Genomic DNA, 16,451 nt, shown 5'->3' with positions numbered 1-16,451 from the left:
CTGAACGCGCTGCTGCGCCCATGGAGACCCAATGAGCCAAGACGTCCTGACCACCGAAACCAGTCGCCGCCAGTTGCAGCAGATCATCACCGGCCTGTCTGACGGGGTGATTCTGCTGGAGCTGGATCAGACGATTGTCTGGGCCAATGACGCCGCGCTGGCCATGCATGGTGTGGCGCGGATTGGCGAGCTGGGGGCCGATGCCGAGGACTATGTCCGGCGTTTCGCCTTGCGGTATCGCAACCATCATCCGGTGCCGGTGGACAACTATCCGATTCACCGCGTCGCGCGTGGCGAGACCTTCAGCGATGTGCTGGTCGAGCTGACCCCGGCCCATGACGAAGAACGCACCTGGGTCCACCGCGTGCGCAGTCTGGTGGTGACCGACAGCCACGGTGAGCCGGAGTCCCTGGTGCTGATCATGGACGATGTCACCGACTGGGCCAGCGCCGAGCAGCGCTTCGAAAAAACCTTTGCCGCCAACCCCGCACCGGCGGTGATCTGCCGCCTCAGCGATCTGCGCTACATCAAGGTTAATTCCGGTTTTCTCGATATGACCGGTTATGCACGGGATCAGGTGATCGGCAACTCGACCTATGAACTGGACGTGCTGGATCAGGCTGAAAACAAAGACCTGGCCAAGCAGCGCTTGCGCGAAGGCGCGACCATCCCGCAGATGCAGGCTGAACTGCGTTTGGCGGACGGCGGCAACAAGCAAGTGATCGTCGCCGGCCAACCCCTGGAGCTCAACGACGAACCCTGCATGCTGTTCTCCTTCGTCGACATGGAGCCCCGGCGCAAGGCCGAAGTCGCCCTGCGTCAGAGCGAAGAGCGTTTTGCCAAGGCGTTCCGCCTGACGCCGGTGCCGGTTCTAGTGTGCAGCGCCGGGGATCAGGTGGTGCTGGATGTGAATGAGGCATTCCTCGATACCCTCGCGTATCCCCGCGAAGAGGTGCAGGGCAAGACCATCGCCGAGATCGATTTCATCCATGAAAAGGGGGCGAGGGCAATGTTGTTCACGGCACTGGAAAAAACCGCAAGCCTGGATCGCATTGATCTTCGCGTGCGTAAAAAAAACGCCGAGGTGATTGATTGCGCCGTGTCGGCGGACACCGTCAATATTCAGGACAATCCTTGTTATTTGCTGGTGTTGATGGACATCACCGAGCGTAAACGCACGGAGCTGGAGTTGGTGGCGGCTATCGAAGAAGTGATGAAAGACGCTTCGTGGTTCAGTCGCACGCTGATCGAAAAACTAGCCAACGTGAAGAATGTCCACTCGCCGCAACTGCCCAGTGTGTCCTTCACCGACCTGACCGTTCGCGAGCGTGAGGTGCTGGAGCTGATCTGTGAGGGCCTGGCCGACAAGGAAATCGCCGCGCGACTCAAGCTTGCGCCGAACACGGTGCGCAATCATGTGGCGACGGTCTATTCCAAGCTCGATGTGCACAGTCGCAGCGAGGCGATCGTCTGGGCGCGCGATCGTGGGTTGTTCGCCGGGGCAGGGCGATCCAGGGGCCAGCGGTAAGGTGCAAATGCACCAGGTGTCATAGTGCAAATGGACGTTTTGGCAGGGGACGGCGGCTCTTAGGCTGAGAGCGTGCGAACGGGGATCATGGATCTTCCGCGCGCGATTTACGAAACCGCTCAAGGATCAGCCATGTACACCACCCCCAGCACACTTACAGTCCCTTGCCACGGGGGGCAATCGCAATGATTCACCTGGCGCAACTGCGGCTGCAACTTGAGCGCAGCTTTTCTCCCCTGGCCTGCGAATGCACCATCACAGGCGAACATTCGTTGACCGTGAAGCTCTACCATCCGGTGTCGGGGCAGGTGGACCTGGTGGTCAGCGGGTTGAAGGTGTCAGCGCTCAACACCCACGAAGCAGTCGTCACCCTCATTGAGGAGCTGCGCTATGAACTGCAGAGCAATACCCTGCATCGACCCGATCCGGTGCGCTAGTTTTTGTCGGTTTTGACTACAAACCGGACTGGAAAACCCACAAAAACGGCTTTTCTGTGACCAACCCGTGAACTTTTTGGCAGTGTTTTGTTGTCACAAACTTGTCGATCACTTATCGCGGGTCATCCTATGAAAAGTCTTGGGAAACGCGTTTTCACCCCTGTTGCGCTCTGCGCCGTGATTCTCGGTGGCTGTTCCAGTCCGCCGCCACCTCCACCCGCTGCGCCACCCCCTCCGCCTGAAACGACTTGTCAGGCTTCCGATAGCACCCAGGTAATGGGCGATATGCGGGCCGAAGGGCAAGTGACGCGGGAGACCACCGTGACCCGGTGTGTCACGCAGTAAATTCGGTCAAGCACGACCCTTGTACGAGCGAGCAAGCTCGCTCGTACAAGGGGCCATCAGATCAGGACAGGAAGCCGCCATCGACGTTCAGCGAAACGCCGGTGGTGTAGCTCGACGCATCGCTGGCCAGGTAAAGCACCGCACCGGCCATTTCGCTTGGATCCGCCACGCGCTTGAGCGGAATCTGCTGCAACGCGGTGTTCAGGATGGCCTCGTTCTTGACCAGTGCCGAAGCGAATTTGGTGTCGGTCAGGCCCGGCAGCAGGGCGTTGCAGCGGATGCCGAACTGCGCGCATTCCTTGGCGAACACCTTGGTCATGTTGATCACGGCAGCCTTGGTCACCGAATAGATGCCCTGGAACACACCCGGCGAGACGCCGTTGATCGACGCGACGTTGATGATGCTGCCACCGCCGTTCTCGCGCATCAGCTTGCCGGCTTCCACCGACATGAAGAAGTAGCCGCGAATGTTCACGTCGACAGTCTTCTGGAACGCGCTCAGGTCGGTATCCAGCACGTTGCAGAACTGCGGGTTGGTCGCTGCGTTATTGACCAGGATGTCCAGGCGCCCGAACTGTTCCTTGATGCCGGCGAAGACCTGGCTGATTTGCTCCATTTCACCGATATGACAGGCGATGGCCGTGGCTTTGCCACCCGCGGCGATGATGGCGTCGGCCACGTGCTGGCAGCCGTCGAGCTTGCGGCTCGAAACGATCACATGGGCACCTTGCTGCGCCAGCAGTTTGGCGATGGCTTCACCGATGCCGCGGCTGGCGCCGGAGACGAAAGCGATCTTGCCGTCGAGGTCGAACAACTGAGTCTTGGACATGGGGTTCCCTTATGAAAAGTCTTGTTATGGAGTCAGGGGCGTGATCAGAGATCGGACTTCTGGATGACTTGCAGGCTCATCTGCTCCAGCAGTTTGTTCATGTGAATGAATTGCGCGAAGCGTTTGTCCTGGGTCTGGCCATGGTAGAAGCGGTAGTAGATCTGCTGCACGATGCCGGCCAGGCGGAACAGGCCGTAGGTGTAGTAGAAGTCGAAATTGTCGATCTGGATGCCGGAGCGCTGGGCGTAGTAATCGACGAACTCGCGGCGGGTCAACATGCCCGGTGCGTGGCTTGGCTGGCGGCGCATCAGTTGCACCGGCGCCGGGTCCCCGGCTTCGATCCAGTAGGCGAGGGTGTTGCCCAGGTCCATCAGCGGATCGCCGAGGGTGGTCAGTTCCCAGTCGAGCACACCGATGATCTGCATCGGGTTGTTCGGGTCGAGGATCACGTTGTCGAAGCGATAGTCGTTGTGCACGATGCTGGAGGTCGGATGATCGGCCGGCATCTTGTCATTGAGCCAGGCTTTCACCGCTTCCCACTGCGGTGCATCCGGGGTCAGGGCCTTCTCGTAGCGATCGCTCCAGCCTTTGATCTGCCGCGCCACATAACCTTCGGGCTTGCCCAGGTCGCCCAGGCCATAGGCGTTGTAGTCGACCCGGTGCAGTTCGACGAACTTATCGATGAAGCTCTTGCACAGCGCTTCGGTTTTCGCTGAATCGAGGCCCAGCTCTGGTGGCAGTTCGGAGCGCAGGATGATGCCCTTGACCCGCTCCATCACGTAGAACTCGGCGCCGATCACAGACTCATCGGTGCAATGCACATAGGCTTTCGGGCAATACGGAAAGCCGTCGCGCAATTGATTGAGGATACGGAATTCACGCCCCATGTCATGGGCGGATTTGGCCTTGTGGCCGAACGGCGGCCGACGCAGGACGAACTCCTGTCCGGGATATTCGAGCAAATAGGTGAGGTTGGACGCGCCGCCCGGAAACTGGCTGATCTGCGGCAGGCCGCTGAGGCCTGGGATGTGCGCCTTGAGGTATGGATCGATCAGGCTGGCATCGAGTTCTTCGCCGGAGCGGATACGGGTGGACTGGTCAGTAAGCGCCATGCTTATCCCTTCTGCTTATTTTGGAGGCCAGACATCATTGGCTAATCTAATGGCGCGCCTTGAGCGCCACAAGTGCGACACGGTCTTATAGGTTAGCGTGTTGCCGGATAATCAGCGTTCCTGATGTGTGAGAAACGGTCTCGGGGGCTATGGTTGAAAGGGGCTGATGGTTTCCAGGAAAGAGGTGTGAAATGGGTTGTCCGCAAGTGTGCGCCAGTGCCACCCTGCAATGCAGCTTCGGCGCCGCGCCAGCGGTACTCAATGTGCTGCCGGTGAACCGCACGCTGACTGGCGGGCTGCCGGCAGCGAACATCATGGATCACATTCCGCTGGTGAATGTCACGACGTTCGGCATGTGCATGAGCCTGGCCAACCCGACGGTCGCTGCTGCGACTGCCGCGGCACTCGGGGTGCTGACGCCGATGCCGTGCATCCCGGCCACCGCAACGCCATGGATTCCCGGAGGCCCGCCGACCGTGCTGTTGGGGAGCATGCCGGCGCTGGATGCCAACAGCACCTTAATGTGCAATTGGGCCGGGGTGATCAAAATCGTCATGCCGGGGCAGATGCAGATGCTCATTCCTTGATTTATGCAGGTACAAGCCGTCACCACAACAGATTCAGGTCTGTGCCGGATCGTTCCAGCGCCGAAACCACCAACGCACCCTTGAGATCGGCTTGCCCTCGACATCCAGCGGACGCCCATCGCTGGCGTAGCCTTGTTCCGGCTCGATCAGTTGCCCATTGAGATAGTGGGCCTCCACCGCCGGTTTGCCATTGGGATGAAAACGCTGGTAGCGCCCCTCGCGAACGCCATCGCGGTAGAGCTCGACTTCGGCCAGTTGTCCGTCGGGGAAGTAATTGAAGGCCTCGCCATCCAGCAGCCCGCGACGGTAAGAGGCCTTGCGTTGCAGCCAGCCTTCGGGGGCGTAGAAACTGGCGACGCCTTGCAGTTTGTCCTGTACGTAAGGCAGTTGCGCCGAGAGCTTGCCATTGGGGTGATAGAGCAGGGTCGTGCCTTGCAGCTCGCCCTGGCTGTAGTGCAAATCGGCCTGGGCGCGACCGTCCTCCTTGATGTGCAGCGCGCCGTCGAGTTGTCCGTCGAGCAAGTGACCCTTGAGTTGTTTATCGTTCTGCTGCACATCCAGCGGCGTTATGGCCATAAGCGCTCCCTGTCAGTTGACTTGCACCAGACCGCCCTTGATGGTCAGCATGCCGCCGCCATCCACGGTCTGCGAAGCGGCTGCCTTGTTGGTCAGACTGATGCCGGCATCGTTGGTCATCGTGGTGCCGGCCTTGTTTTCCAGCGATGTTCCGGCCTGATTGCTCAGCGACGTCCCGGCTTTCTGACTGATCGAGGTGCTGGCCTGGGCCGCCAGGTCGGCGCCGCTCTTGATCGTAAAACTGCCACCGCTTTGCAGGGTCAGGGTGCCGCTTACCTTGATGGTCAGGTTGCCGTCCACCGTCAGGCTGTAATCGCCGGTCACCTTGTGCTCGTAATTGCCGCCGGTGCTGTGGTTCTGGTCGGCGCCGACCTTCACCGTGCGACTGTCCTTGACGTCGAGACTGTCGGTGCCGGTCTGGATCGTCACACTCCGGTTGCCTTTCTCCAGGGTCACGGTTTCGTCACCGTCCTTCACTGTCCGGGTGCGCGCGTTTTGCACCGTCAGGGTTTCGTCGTGACCGACCGTGGCGGTGGTGTCGTTGAGTACGTTGATCTTCAGGTCTTTCTGCGCCTGCAAAAACACCTCTTCGGCGTCTTTCTTGTCCTCGAAGCGCAACTCGTTGAACCCGCCGCCGCCCTTGGACGACTGAGTCTTGATTCCCGATTGCGTCTGATTGGCAGGCAAGGCGTAGGGCAGGGCGTTGTCGCCGTTGTAGACGCAACCAGTGACCAGTGGCCGATCCGGATCGCCGTCGATGAAGGTCACGATCACTTCCTGGCCGATGCGCGGCACGAACTGCATGCCGAAACCCTTGCCGCTCCAGGGCAGCACCACGCGCACCCAGCACGAGCTGGTCTCATCATTTTTGCCATCGCGATCCCAGGGAAACTGCAACTTGATTCGACCGTATTCGTCGGTCCAGATTTCTTCCCCGGACTTGCCCACCACGACCGCTGTCTGTGGATGCATTCGCGGCTTTGGCGTGATGCACGATGGACGAAAGGGCGTGGCCTTGGGGATGGCCTCGAAACGGTTCCGATAGTTCTCATGGCTGACGTCATGGGTCACCCGGGTCACCACCCAGTCGATGTTCAGCGTCGAGTCATCGTGCCCGGCGAGGGTGAACCAATGCCCCGGGACCAGCCAGCGGCAGTCGCTCTCGCCGACAAACCGCTTCTCCTCGCTGCGCAAGCCGTCCACCCGCTGTTTGGTCAGCGCATCGCCTCGGGCCTTGGCGGTGTAACCGCCCGGATGCTCATACAGCGAGCGTGGCCCGGCCACCGCTTCGGCCTGGGCGTACAGCGAGGTCGTCGGGGTGGTGAATTCGTAATCCGTCGCTCGATACACCCCGGCCACCGCCTGTACACAAACCTGGCCCGCGCGAACACCGTGCAGCTCGCGCTCGCCCAATTGCTGACCGAGGTAATTGACCTTGGGGCCGTTGGGAATCGGCACAAACGCATCGTTGCTGTCGCCCAGCACCAGCGTGTGCTTGCCTTCTTCGTGGGTGAAAAACCAGAAAATCCCTTCGTCCTGCAACAGTCGCGAGATAAAGCTGAAATCCGTTTCGCCGTACTGCACGCAATACTCGCGCGGGGTGTAGCTACCGGTGAGCGAGAGTTTGAAGTCGGTAAAGCCGTGGGCCTTGAAAATCGTGGTGACGATGTCCGAGGTGCTGAGGTTCTGGAACACCCGGTTGTTGCTGGCCAGGGTCAGCCACCAGAGCCATGGCCTTAAAACAAGCTGATAACGCTCGGCGGTTGCGTCGGAGGGGAGTTGGCGGATTTCGGCGACCAGCGCGTCCAGTGGGCGGGTTTGGGCGTCGTTGTGCAGGGTGGTGGTGACATGGGTGGCGATGGTGGTGGTCAGGTTCAGCGAAGATTCGTCGGTGAGGCCGTTGAGGATTTGCTGGCCAAACTGGTTGAGGGCTTCTTCACCGGAAATCGACTCAGGATAAAGCGCCGCCAGCGATGCAGCGGTCAGGGAAAGACTGGTGTTAGTGTCGATAGAGCGAGGCATCGAGTAACCTCAAAGATGATAGTCAAGAACCTCAACGCAATTCTATAAGCTGGCCACGCGAAATCTGGCCAGGAAATACAACGCTTGGTTATACATACTCTCTGGCAGACTGGCTAACGGGTTTACACCAAACTCTACTGCCGCGGTCATTACCCCGAACATTCTGTGAACCGGTGTTGCGGTATCGGGATATATTTGATTCCAATAAGCAAAAATCACATAAGCGAATGCCTGAATTTCTTCCTCTCTAGCCCCGGCTTTTAAGGCGACGCTCAGCATCAGGTGAGTGGTGTATGAAGGGCCAGCCCAGATCGGTAGATTGCTTCTGCGTGCTCTGGCGGTCCAATTATGGTCTTCCCGAGGTGTGCCGACATTGACTCGCATTGTTTCTTTGGTAATACGACCGTTATCCATGGGCGTTTCCGTCCATTTGATTGTGCCGGCAAGGTTATGTGTAATGTCATATAAGTACGGCAACAAGGTTGCCGAGTCCAGAGTCCAGTAGCAGTCAGTCCAGGTTTTCCAATCCAAAGGGGCGTGCAGTGTTGAGTACTTTTCCTTTAGTAACTTATCGCGCTCCGTCTCGGTAATATTGTTTTCAGCATAGGTGTTGATCTTTTTGGAGAGTACTACCATTATTTTTTCTATGCCTTTTGATCTGAGTATGTCACCGGCGAGTGCGGTTTCCGTAATGAGTGTGGGTGTCGAGGTATATTCGCCGTAGATGGCCAGTGCCAGGTCTACGTAATTGTTGTAGTAACGAAACTGCGCAACCACCCCCTCTCTTTTTCGAGCAGCCATGCCGTCGCTACTCATCATGGCGTACATTGTTTTTTTGTCGCTGTCATAATCGGAGTAACGCATCCAGTTCATCAGGATCCTGAACATGCTGGGAATATCCTTTTTATCGATGCTCAAGGCGTTACACACTTGCATGAATCGTGAAATTACCGCGAGGCACTCTCTGTCTTTAATTAAGTAGTATTTATCATCATTGCCTTTGGGCGTATCTTCCGAATAGACGCCGTCGAAAATACGAAGTTCTGATCCTTTGTGCATGAATAACATAGTGGCCTCGCTGTTATCCGTCCTGTATTAAAGTCGATAGTCTAATAAGGTCATAATAAAAGTGCTCCAGTGAAGCTGAGCGCTCCTGCCTGAGTCGGTCGGGTATTTGCCAGTATTACTCCAACACCCACTCCGCCAACTTCCCTGTCACCTGCGTCATCAACACATTCTCGACATCCCGCGCCCCGGCCGCGCTGCATTTGGCCAAGACCGCCTGCACAATCCCGGCATCAAACTCAAACTGTTTGCCGGTCGCAGCCTTGTAGCGCCCGCGCAGTTTTTCCAGCTTCGCCAACACAATCGCTTCCAGTGTCGTCTCATCCAGCGGTCGGTACGCCACCACCGTCATGCGCGCCAGAAAGGCCGGGCGAAACGCTTGCAGCAACACCTTGTGCAAGGCTTCGTTGAAGGCGTCGGTGCCGAGCTGCGCCACCGGCGTGTCGAGCAGCAACTCAGCGCCAATGTTGCTGGTGGCGAGCATCACGGTGTTTTTGAAGTCCACCACCAGCCCGGTGCCGTCTTCCATCACGCCTTTGTCGAAGACGTTGTAGAAGGCTTCGAGCACGTCCGGGTGGGCCTTTTCGATTTCGTCCAGCAGCACCACGGAATAGGGTTTGCGCCGTACCGCTTCGGTGAGGACGCCGCCGCTGCCGTAGCCAACGTAACCGGGTGGGGCGCCTTTGAGCTGGCTGACGGTGTGCGCTTCCTGGTACTCCGAGAGGTTGATGCTGATCAGGTTGCGCTCGCCGCCGTACAACGCATCGGCCAGGGCATAGGCGGTTTCGGTTTTGCCGACACCGGTGGGGCCGACGAGCAGGAACACGCCGACCGGTTTCTGCGGGTCGGTGAGCCCGGCACGATAGGCTTGCAGGCGTTGCGCGATGGTGTTCAGCGCGATGCTCTGGCCCATCACCCGCTGCCCCATGCGTTGGCCGACGGTGCGCACGGCATGGGCTTCGTCGGCGAGCATTTTGCCCACCGGGATGCCGGTCCAGCCGGCAATCACCGCTGCCACGGTTTTGGTATCGACCTGCTCCGGCACCAGCGGATCGTCCTGGCGAATCGCGTCGAGCCCGGCTTCCAGGCGCAGCAGTTCGGCGGCCAGGTGATCGATGCGGGTGTCGGTGGCTTCATCAGGTTTGTCACTGTCGGCGCGTTCGCTCAGGGCCAGCAGTTCGCGACGGGTATCCAGCAGTTCGCGTACCGCCACCCGCTCTTCGCCCCAGCGGGTTTCCAGTTCGCGAATGGCCTGTTCGTTGCTCAGTGATTCGCTCTCGAGCCCGGTGATGCGTTCGCGATGGTCAAGCCCGGTGGCCTGTTCCCGGCGCAGGCGTTCGACTTCGTCTTTCAGACTCTGCTGGCGGTGGCGCAGGCTCTCCAGCGGGGGCGGTACGTCGTGCTGGCCGAGGGCGACCCGGGCGCAAGCGGTGTCGAGTACGCTGATGGCCTTGTCCGGCAACTGGCGCCCGGAGATGTAGCGATGCGAAAGCTTCACGGCTTCGTGGATGGCCGCGTCCAGTACCTGCACGCCGTGATGCTGTTCCAGTTTTGCGGCAACTCCGCGAAGCATTTCCACGGCGGTGGTTTCGTCCGGCTCCTCGACTTGCACCAGCTGAAAACGCCGGGCGAGGGCAGGGTCTTTCTCGAAATATTTTTTGTATTCCAGCCAGGTGGTGGCGGCGAGGGTGCGTAACTCGCCACGGGCCAGCGCCGGTTTGAGCAGGTTGGCCGCATCACTGCCGCCCTCGGCACCACCGGCACCGATCAGGGTATGGGCTTCATCGATAAACAGAATGATCGGTTTTTCGGCACTGCGCACGGCGTCGATCACCCCTTTGAGCCGCTGTTCGAACTCGCCCTTGACCCCGGCTCCGGCCTGCAACAGGCCAAGGTCGAGTACTCGCAAGGTGACGTCCTGCAGCGACGGAGGCACATCGCCGGCGGCAATGCGCAGGGCCAGTCCTTCGACCACGGCGGTCTTGCCGACGCCCGGTGCGCCGACCAGGATCGGGTTGTTCTGCCGGCGCCGCAGCAGGATGTCGATGCACTGGCGGATTTCGCCATCGCGACCGACGATCGGGTCGATGCGTCCAGCGTGGGCGTCGGCGGTCAGGTCTTGGGTGTACTGATCGAGTACCGGGTCTTGCTTGGGTTGTGCACTGTCCTTGGCGACAGCGCGCACAATGCCCACATGTTCCCGTGACTTTTCCGTCCACTCCAGCAGGTTGGCGCGCAGGGCTTCACGGGGAATGCGCAGCAGCGATGACGCGCTGTTGAGCAGCAAGCTGCGGCGCTCGTCGCGGTCGATCAGTGCCAACAGCAACAGGCCGGAACGGATACTGTCCAGGCCCAGCACACTGGCCTGGACTACGGCGTCCTCCAGCAGGCCGAGGGTATGGGTGGAAAGCGCCGGTGTGCGGGTGCAGCCGGACTTGAACAACTCCAGCGCCTTGTTGATTTCGGCACTCAGGGCGTCGCGCTCCAGACCGAAGCGCGGCAGCAGCAAGGTAAAATCACCGCCCTCGATATCCAGCAACTCCAGCAGCAAGTGTTCGATTTCGACGTAGTGATGGCCCCGTTGCAGGCAGCGTTGCGCCGCCCGTTCGAGGGCGCGGCGGTTGTCCGGGTTGAGGCGTCCGATGAGGCTGGCGAGTTCCATGTTCAGGTGATCTCCAGCTGACGAAGGCGGGTTTCGATGCGTTGCACGGCGAGGCTGCTCTGGCGATGCAAACCGCCGTTCCAGCCGAGCAGGGGCGCAGCGTCGCGACCGAGTTTCAGAGGTCCGGCACCGCGTACCAGTAGCACCAGAGTGATGTCCAGGTCCGGGCCGAAATACAGGGCACTGAGGCTGGCCAGTGGCGGGTGGGCTTCACCGTTCGGCAGAAAGCGTGCCGCTTGCGCCGGGCTCAGCGGGCCGAGCGTGAGGCGGATCCCGGCGTGTTCATCCCACACCCGTGTGCCCGCCACGGCGTTGCGACCCAGTTGCAGGTTGCGGCCACCCGGTTGCAGTCGACTGCGGCTGGCCGGCGGGATTTCGCGCCAGGCCCCTTCATAGGCACTGAGTTGCACCGGCAATTCGAATTGCTCGCGCACGATGGCGGCAAAACCGGCCAGTGAACGACGGCCATCGGCATACAAGGCACTGCACGCCAGGACGGCGCTGTCGGCAACGGCCTGGCGCTCCTGCAAGGCCTTGGGCAGCAGACCGGTCAGCGCCCGCAATTGCGCGTGTACTGGGGAGGCGCCGGGCGGGGTGAAACCCACGGCGACCCGGTGTTTGCGCATCACTTTGTACAGCAGGCTCAACAACCGATGCTGGAACAGGTCGAGAAACTCGGCCGGTGCGTGATCCCTGGCCCGCGCCCGCTGCTGCAACCATTCCTGATAAGCGTAGGGCAGGGGGCCGTCGGGGCCGCCGAGGCCAAACACCGGGGTACTCAGAACCGGGAGTTCGCCGGGCGTTTCACTCAGGCTTTCGATCTGGCTGGCGGCGAACAGCGGCGTCAACGGCCCGCGCAAGCGCAAGGCTTCGGCCTGGGGCGCGCTGCCGTTGCCCAGCGTCACGGCTTGCGGGTGTTCGCGCTCCAGCAATAACAATGCCTGCAATAACTCGAACGCCTGCGGATCGCGGCGCAAGCGTTGGCTCAGGCTCAGAGGGACAGGGGCATGCCGGCTTGGGGTTGCCATGCCTTGACCTCCTTGTCGGACTGCACCAGCACCGTGCGCACGAAGCGGTTGGCCGTGGCATACAGGGAAAAGAACTGCGCCAGCACCGCCGAAAACAACACGGCGCTGCTGCCGACGAAATGCTGCGGGTCGAGTTGCAGGCGCACTTCCAGTCCATTGCGCCACCCGCGCCAGGCGTCTTCGCCGATATGGGCGATCACCCGCTCGCAACCCAGGCCCAGCAGGCCCTGAATCTGGCGTAAGGCCGAGGCCTCATCGCGCAGGTTGTGCAACTGCAGGATTTCCTTGAGGGCGTCCAGCGCCTGCGGACCTTCGACCAGCGACAAATGATTGAGGGTCAATTGCGACACCAGCCGCCAGCGCGACTCACCGTCCAGTTGCGGCAGACTCTGGGCGCTGGGTGGATTGCGCAATCTCGCCCAGGCCACCGGTCCCGGCCGTTCGAAACCCAATGGGGTACCGGCCGGCAGGCTTTGCGCCAGGTGTCGGTTGGTGCAGAGCAGGTCGGCGGTAAGGCTGTAGTCGAACAGATCAGTGAGTGGATTGAGTCGTGCGTCCACCAGGCTTACCAGCAAGTCGCTGCCCAAGCGATTGGGGGTCAATGCGCTGACCCGTCGCGCATGCCAATAGCGCTGACGCTCTGCGCCACCGTGCTGGTTGCCGTAATAGGCGGGCACGCGCTGCACGCCTTGGGCGGAGCTGGCACGCAGGGTGCGGATACTGTGGATTTCGACGCTGTTTTCCCGGTGACTGTCAGCGATCAATCGATACTCGCTGCGGGTGCCGTCCGGGCGCAGCGGTTCCGAGGTGCGCGGGAACAGGTTGATGACCGGGGCGCAACCCAGGGCAATATCGCTAGCCTGAAGCGGCAAGCGGCTGGCCGGGGCACGATCGAAGGCGATGTACAGGAACAGCGTCTGATCGGTGCTGGTGGCACCGGCCAGCGGCAGGTCGAAGAAATTGAATTTCTCCGGGAACGCAAAATACTCAGCCAGCAGGCGCATGCCGGGATGCACGCCGTCTTCGTCCGGCAGCAGCACTTCCTCACTGGCGAAACCGACGATTTTCGGTAGTCCATGCAAGGCCTTCGGAACGCTGCCCGGTGGCCCCGCGAGGACGCTGACCGCATGGGCACCGAGCAGGTCATAGAGGCAGGCATTGGTCACCGGTGATGCAGCCAGGTGCACCCGCAACTGTTCGATACCGAGATCTTCCCAGCGGGTTTCCCCCAGGCAGCGCAGGCTCAGACGCAGTGCCGAACGGGCCTGCATCACGCCGGTCAGTGCCTGGGCTTCATCGCTGCCCAGCAACAGTGCTTCGGTGATTTCCACCGGCCACAACCGCACCGCCGCACTGGTACGAAAGTGAATGCTTTCGCCTTTGCTGGTGGTGACGAACAACGGTGTGTCCCGGGGTAACGGATAACCCTCATCGAGCTTGCCTTTGCTCGGATCGGGTTCGAACTGCACGATTGCGCAGGACGGCAGCGGACGCATGGCCAATGGGTAGAGTTGTTCAAGCAGGGCGTCGCTGAATTCGGCGTAATCGTCATCGAGCCGCCGTTGCAAGCGCGCCGCTAACAGTGCGAAGCCTTCCAGCAAGCGTTCGACATGCGGGTCGGGGCACTCGTCCGGCGACAGCTCCAGGCGCCGGGCGACCTTTGGGTAGCGCTCGGCGAACTGGCTCCCGGCGTGTCGCAGCCAGGTCAGTTCGCGCTGGTAATAGTCGAGCAGTTGCGGGTCAATCGAGTCGCTCATGGCGCACCTCCAGACCCTCGCCGGTCTGTTCGATGACAAACGCCACCGGCCAGTGCTGACGGCCGCTGCGCAATTGACCGAGCAGGCGAATGCTCAGTTGCTGTAGTTGCCCCGGCAACGGATTGATCTGAACTTCACCCAGCAACAGGCGCGGTTCGAAATGCTCGATGGCCGCGCGGACTTCCCGCGTCAACTGACGTCGGTCATCGCTGCGCTGCTGTTGCAGGGCGGTCCAGTCAGCGATGCCGTAGTCGAGAATGCTTGGCGGGGAGGTCAGCGTCCGTGGTCCACGGCGGGTGTTGAACAGGCGCAGCAACTCCGTGTGCACCGAGTCGAGCAGGTCCTGGCGATCGAACACCTGCGCGGTATCCGTCTCGCTTGAGGCCAGGCGCTCGAACAGCGGGGGGAGTATGCCGGTGCCTGACATGGCCGCCGCGCCCGCTTACTTGACCAACTTGTTGGCGGCCATATCCCAGGTCGAGGCGGCCGTGCCTTCCTTGGTACCGTCGTCTTTTTGCGCCGTGAGTTCCCACTTGATCTTGGTGAAGTTCAGCGACAGTGTTTCCACCGGTTTACCGCCAGTGCCGCCGCTGACGCTGACGTTGGACAGCACCACGTTGGTCAGTGTGTAGATGATGAACGGCATCAGCTTACCGCTGCCTTCGGCAGCGTTACGACCGATGGTGATCTTGGCTTCCGGGATCGGCTTGCCGGCGCAGCAGTATTCGTTGAGGGAAGGGGTCGAGCTGTCGACGAATTTGGTCAGGGTGAACTCGCCGATGTGCGGCTTGCCGGAGGTGCGCTCCGAGTTGCTGACATCGTTGGTCACTTGCATCGCGACGTTGTGGCTGTAGGACATGACTTCGATCTTGTCCGTGTAGCCCTCGAGCAGGCTGTCGCCTTTGATGTCACCGCCGAGGTCGAGAATGATTGCATCCATCGCATGTAACTCCAGAAGGTTTTCGCGCTAGATAAAGGAAAGCCCCGCCGGAATCTCCGGCGGGAGCATGGCGGGTCAGGCTGCAACCGGTGGCGGCAACGTGGCGACCAGTCGGATCGACGCGGTCAGCTCTTCAAGCTGAAAGTGCGGTCGCAGGAACACCGTGGCCCGATAGGCGCCGGGCTTGCCGGCGACTTCGGTGACGTCTACCCGGGCTTCTCGCAACGGGTACTGCGCCTTGATCTCTTGTGGCGCGTTGTCGTTGATCAGCACGTAGTCGGCGATCCAGTTGTTGAGGTAGGTCTGGACGTTGTCGCGGGTCATGAAACTGCCGACCTTGTCGCGCATGATCACCTTCAGGTAATGGGCGAAGCGCGACGCGGCGAGTACGTAGGGCAACATCGCCGAGATCCGCGCGTTGGCATTGGCCTCGTTGGTGTTGTAGACCTTGGACTTGTTGGTGGTCTGGCCGCCGAAGAACACGGCGATGTCGCTGTTTTTCTTGTGGCACAGGGCGATGAAACCGAGGTCGTTGAGTTCCTTTTCCCGGCGGTCAGTGATGGCCACTTCGGTTGGGCACTTGAGCGACAGGTCGCCTGAACTGGTGCGGAAGGTATGCGCCGGCAAGCCTTCCACTGCGCCACCGCCTTCGGCGCCGCGAATCGCCGCGCACCAACCGTATTTGGCAAAGGCTTCGGTGATTCGCTGCGACAGGGCCCAGGCAGCGTTGCCCCACAGGTATTTGCTGTGATCAGTGCCGTTGACGTCTTCTACGTAGTTGATGCCTTCCACCGGCGAGGTTTCCGGGCCATATGGCAGGCGCAGGAGAAAGTGCGGCAGCACCAGCGACACGTAGCGCGAATCCTCGCTCTCGCGGAACGAGCGCCACTTGATCAGTTCCTGGCTTTCGAAGACTTTCGACAGATCACGCGGCACGGCCAGTTCGGTGAAGCTGTTCATGTCGAACAGTCGCGGGCTGGCGGCGGCAATGAACGGGGCGTGGGCAGCGGCGGCGACGTTCGACAGCTTTTCCAGCAAGCCGATGTCCTGGGGATGCCGGCCGAAGGTGTAGTCACCCACCAGCAGGCTGAACGGGTGGCCGCCGAAGGTGCCGTATTCCTCTTCGTAGATTTTCTTGAACAACGCGCTCTGGTCGAATTCGACGGCTTTTTCCAGGTCGTTCTGCAGCTCTTTCTGCGTGACATTGAGCAAACGCAGTTTCAGCCGCGAACTGGTTTCGGTGTTCTGCACCAGCAAGTGCAGGCCGCGCCAGGAGGCTTCGAGTTTCTGCAGGTCTGGATGATGCAGCACTTCGTTGAGCTGGGCGCTGATCAGCTCGTCTATCTGGCTGATGCGGTCGTTGATCATCGCCACGGTGTCCTTGTCGATGGCCATGCCTTCGTCGAGTACCTGGGTGGCGAACTCCGCGAGCATGTCGCGGGCGTAATCCTGCTGGCTATCGTCATGGGCCATGCGGCCTTCGGCGATGATGCGGTCGAGCAGGGATAAAGTCTGGGTCGTACTATCGCTGGCTTGGCTTGAGGCGGTGGCGGGCATGACGGA

14 protein-coding genes are annotated in these 16,451 nt (G+C 60.6%); 3 read left to right on the top strand and 11 right to left on the bottom strand.

Features of this window, described 5'->3' with window-relative positions; translation table 11 throughout:
- The first annotated feature begins 31 nt into the window (after positions 1-31).
- Together FFS64_RS12415 and FFS64_RS12410 are read left to right on the top strand one after the other, a co-directional pair.
- Positions 32-1,528: a helix-turn-helix transcriptional regulator gene (locus FFS64_RS12415; protein ID WP_137805621.1), complete on the top strand. Its 1,497-nt coding sequence runs from the start codon at positions 32-34 to the stop codon at positions 1,526-1,528.
- 185 nt (positions 1,529-1,713) lie between these two features.
- Entirely contained in the window at positions 1,714-1,965 is a 252-nt protein-coding gene (locus FFS64_RS12410; protein WP_137805620.1) for a DUF1652 domain-containing protein, read from the top strand.
- Between the two features lie 406 nt (positions 1,966-2,371).
- Here FFS64_RS12410 and FFS64_RS12405 read toward each other — a convergent pair whose 3' ends face one another.
- Both FFS64_RS12405 and FFS64_RS12400 read right to left on the bottom strand, forming a co-directional pair.
- Positions 2,372-3,139, bottom strand: a complete 768-nt coding sequence (locus FFS64_RS12405) for an SDR family oxidoreductase (protein WP_095195000.1) — start codon at positions 3,137-3,139, stop codon at positions 2,372-2,374.
- Between the two features lie 44 nt (positions 3,140-3,183).
- Positions 3,184-4,251 (bottom strand): phosphotransferase family protein, encoded by a 1,068-nt coding sequence (locus FFS64_RS12400; protein WP_137805619.1) that lies wholly within the window; start codon positions 4,249-4,251, stop codon positions 3,184-3,186.
- A gap of 191 nt (positions 4,252-4,442) precedes the next feature.
- Between FFS64_RS12400 and FFS64_RS12395 the strand changes: the two genes are divergently transcribed.
- Positions 4,443-4,838, top strand: coding sequence for a DUF4280 domain-containing protein (locus FFS64_RS12395; RefSeq protein WP_137805618.1), 396 nt, complete (start codon positions 4,443-4,445; stop codon positions 4,836-4,838).
- A 33-nt stretch (positions 4,839-4,871) separates the two neighbouring features.
- Here the strand turns inward: FFS64_RS12395 and FFS64_RS12390 are convergent, their stop codons facing one another.
- The 9 genes from FFS64_RS12390 to tssC all read right to left on the bottom strand — a co-directional run bounded on the left by FFS64_RS12390 (position 4,872) and on the right by tssC (position 16,445).
- Complete coding sequence (locus FFS64_RS12390; RefSeq protein WP_137805617.1) at positions 4,872-5,414, bottom strand: toxin-antitoxin system YwqK family antitoxin; 543 nt, start codon at positions 5,412-5,414, stop codon at positions 4,872-4,874.
- Between the two features lie 12 nt (positions 5,415-5,426).
- Positions 5,427-7,436: a type VI secretion system tip protein VgrG gene (tssI, locus tag FFS64_RS12385; protein ID WP_137805616.1), complete on the bottom strand. Its 2,010-nt coding sequence runs from the start codon at positions 7,434-7,436 to the stop codon at positions 5,427-5,429.
- Between the two features lie 42 nt (positions 7,437-7,478).
- Positions 7,479-8,504: a hypothetical protein gene (locus tag FFS64_RS12380; protein WP_137805615.1), complete on the bottom strand. Its 1,026-nt coding sequence runs from the start codon at positions 8,502-8,504 to the stop codon at positions 7,479-7,481.
- 115 nt (positions 8,505-8,619) lie between these two features.
- Positions 8,620-11,163 (bottom strand): type VI secretion system ATPase TssH, encoded by a 2,544-nt coding sequence (tssH, locus tag FFS64_RS12375; protein ID WP_137805614.1) that lies wholly within the window; start codon positions 11,161-11,163, stop codon positions 8,620-8,622.
- A gap of 2 nt (positions 11,164-11,165) precedes the next feature.
- Positions 11,166-12,191 (bottom strand): type VI secretion system baseplate subunit TssG, encoded by a 1,026-nt coding sequence (gene tssG, locus FFS64_RS12370; RefSeq protein WP_137805613.1) that lies wholly within the window; start codon positions 12,189-12,191, stop codon positions 11,166-11,168.
- Positions 12,155-13,948, bottom strand: coding sequence for a type VI secretion system baseplate subunit TssF (gene tssF, locus FFS64_RS12365; RefSeq protein WP_137805612.1), 1,794 nt, complete (start codon positions 13,946-13,948; stop codon positions 12,155-12,157). The genes tssG and tssF overlap by 37 nt, the downstream gene beginning before the upstream one ends.
- Complete coding sequence (gene tssE / locus FFS64_RS12360; RefSeq protein WP_137805611.1) at positions 13,932-14,375, bottom strand: type VI secretion system baseplate subunit TssE; 444 nt, start codon at positions 14,373-14,375, stop codon at positions 13,932-13,934. Before tssE ends, tssF begins: the two co-directional genes overlap by 17 nt.
- 15 nt (positions 14,376-14,390) lie before the next feature.
- Positions 14,391-14,888, bottom strand: a complete 498-nt coding sequence (locus FFS64_RS12355; RefSeq protein WP_095194990.1) for an Hcp family type VI secretion system effector — start codon at positions 14,886-14,888, stop codon at positions 14,391-14,393.
- Positions 14,889-14,963: 75 nt separating this feature from the next.
- On the bottom strand, positions 14,964-16,445 hold the full coding sequence (tssC, locus tag FFS64_RS12350; RefSeq protein WP_095194989.1) for a type VI secretion system contractile sheath large subunit: 1,482 nt from the start codon (positions 16,443-16,445) through the stop codon (positions 14,964-14,966).
- Between the last annotated feature and the right edge of the window lie 6 nt (positions 16,446-16,451).

Source organism: Pseudomonas sp. G(2018), from assembly GCF_005502415.1.
GTDB lineage: Bacteria > Pseudomonadota > Gammaproteobacteria > Pseudomonadales > Pseudomonadaceae > Aquipseudomonas.
The sequence above is the reverse complement of the archived record's forward strand: the minus strand, read 5'-3'. Positions and strand labels throughout refer to the sequence as shown.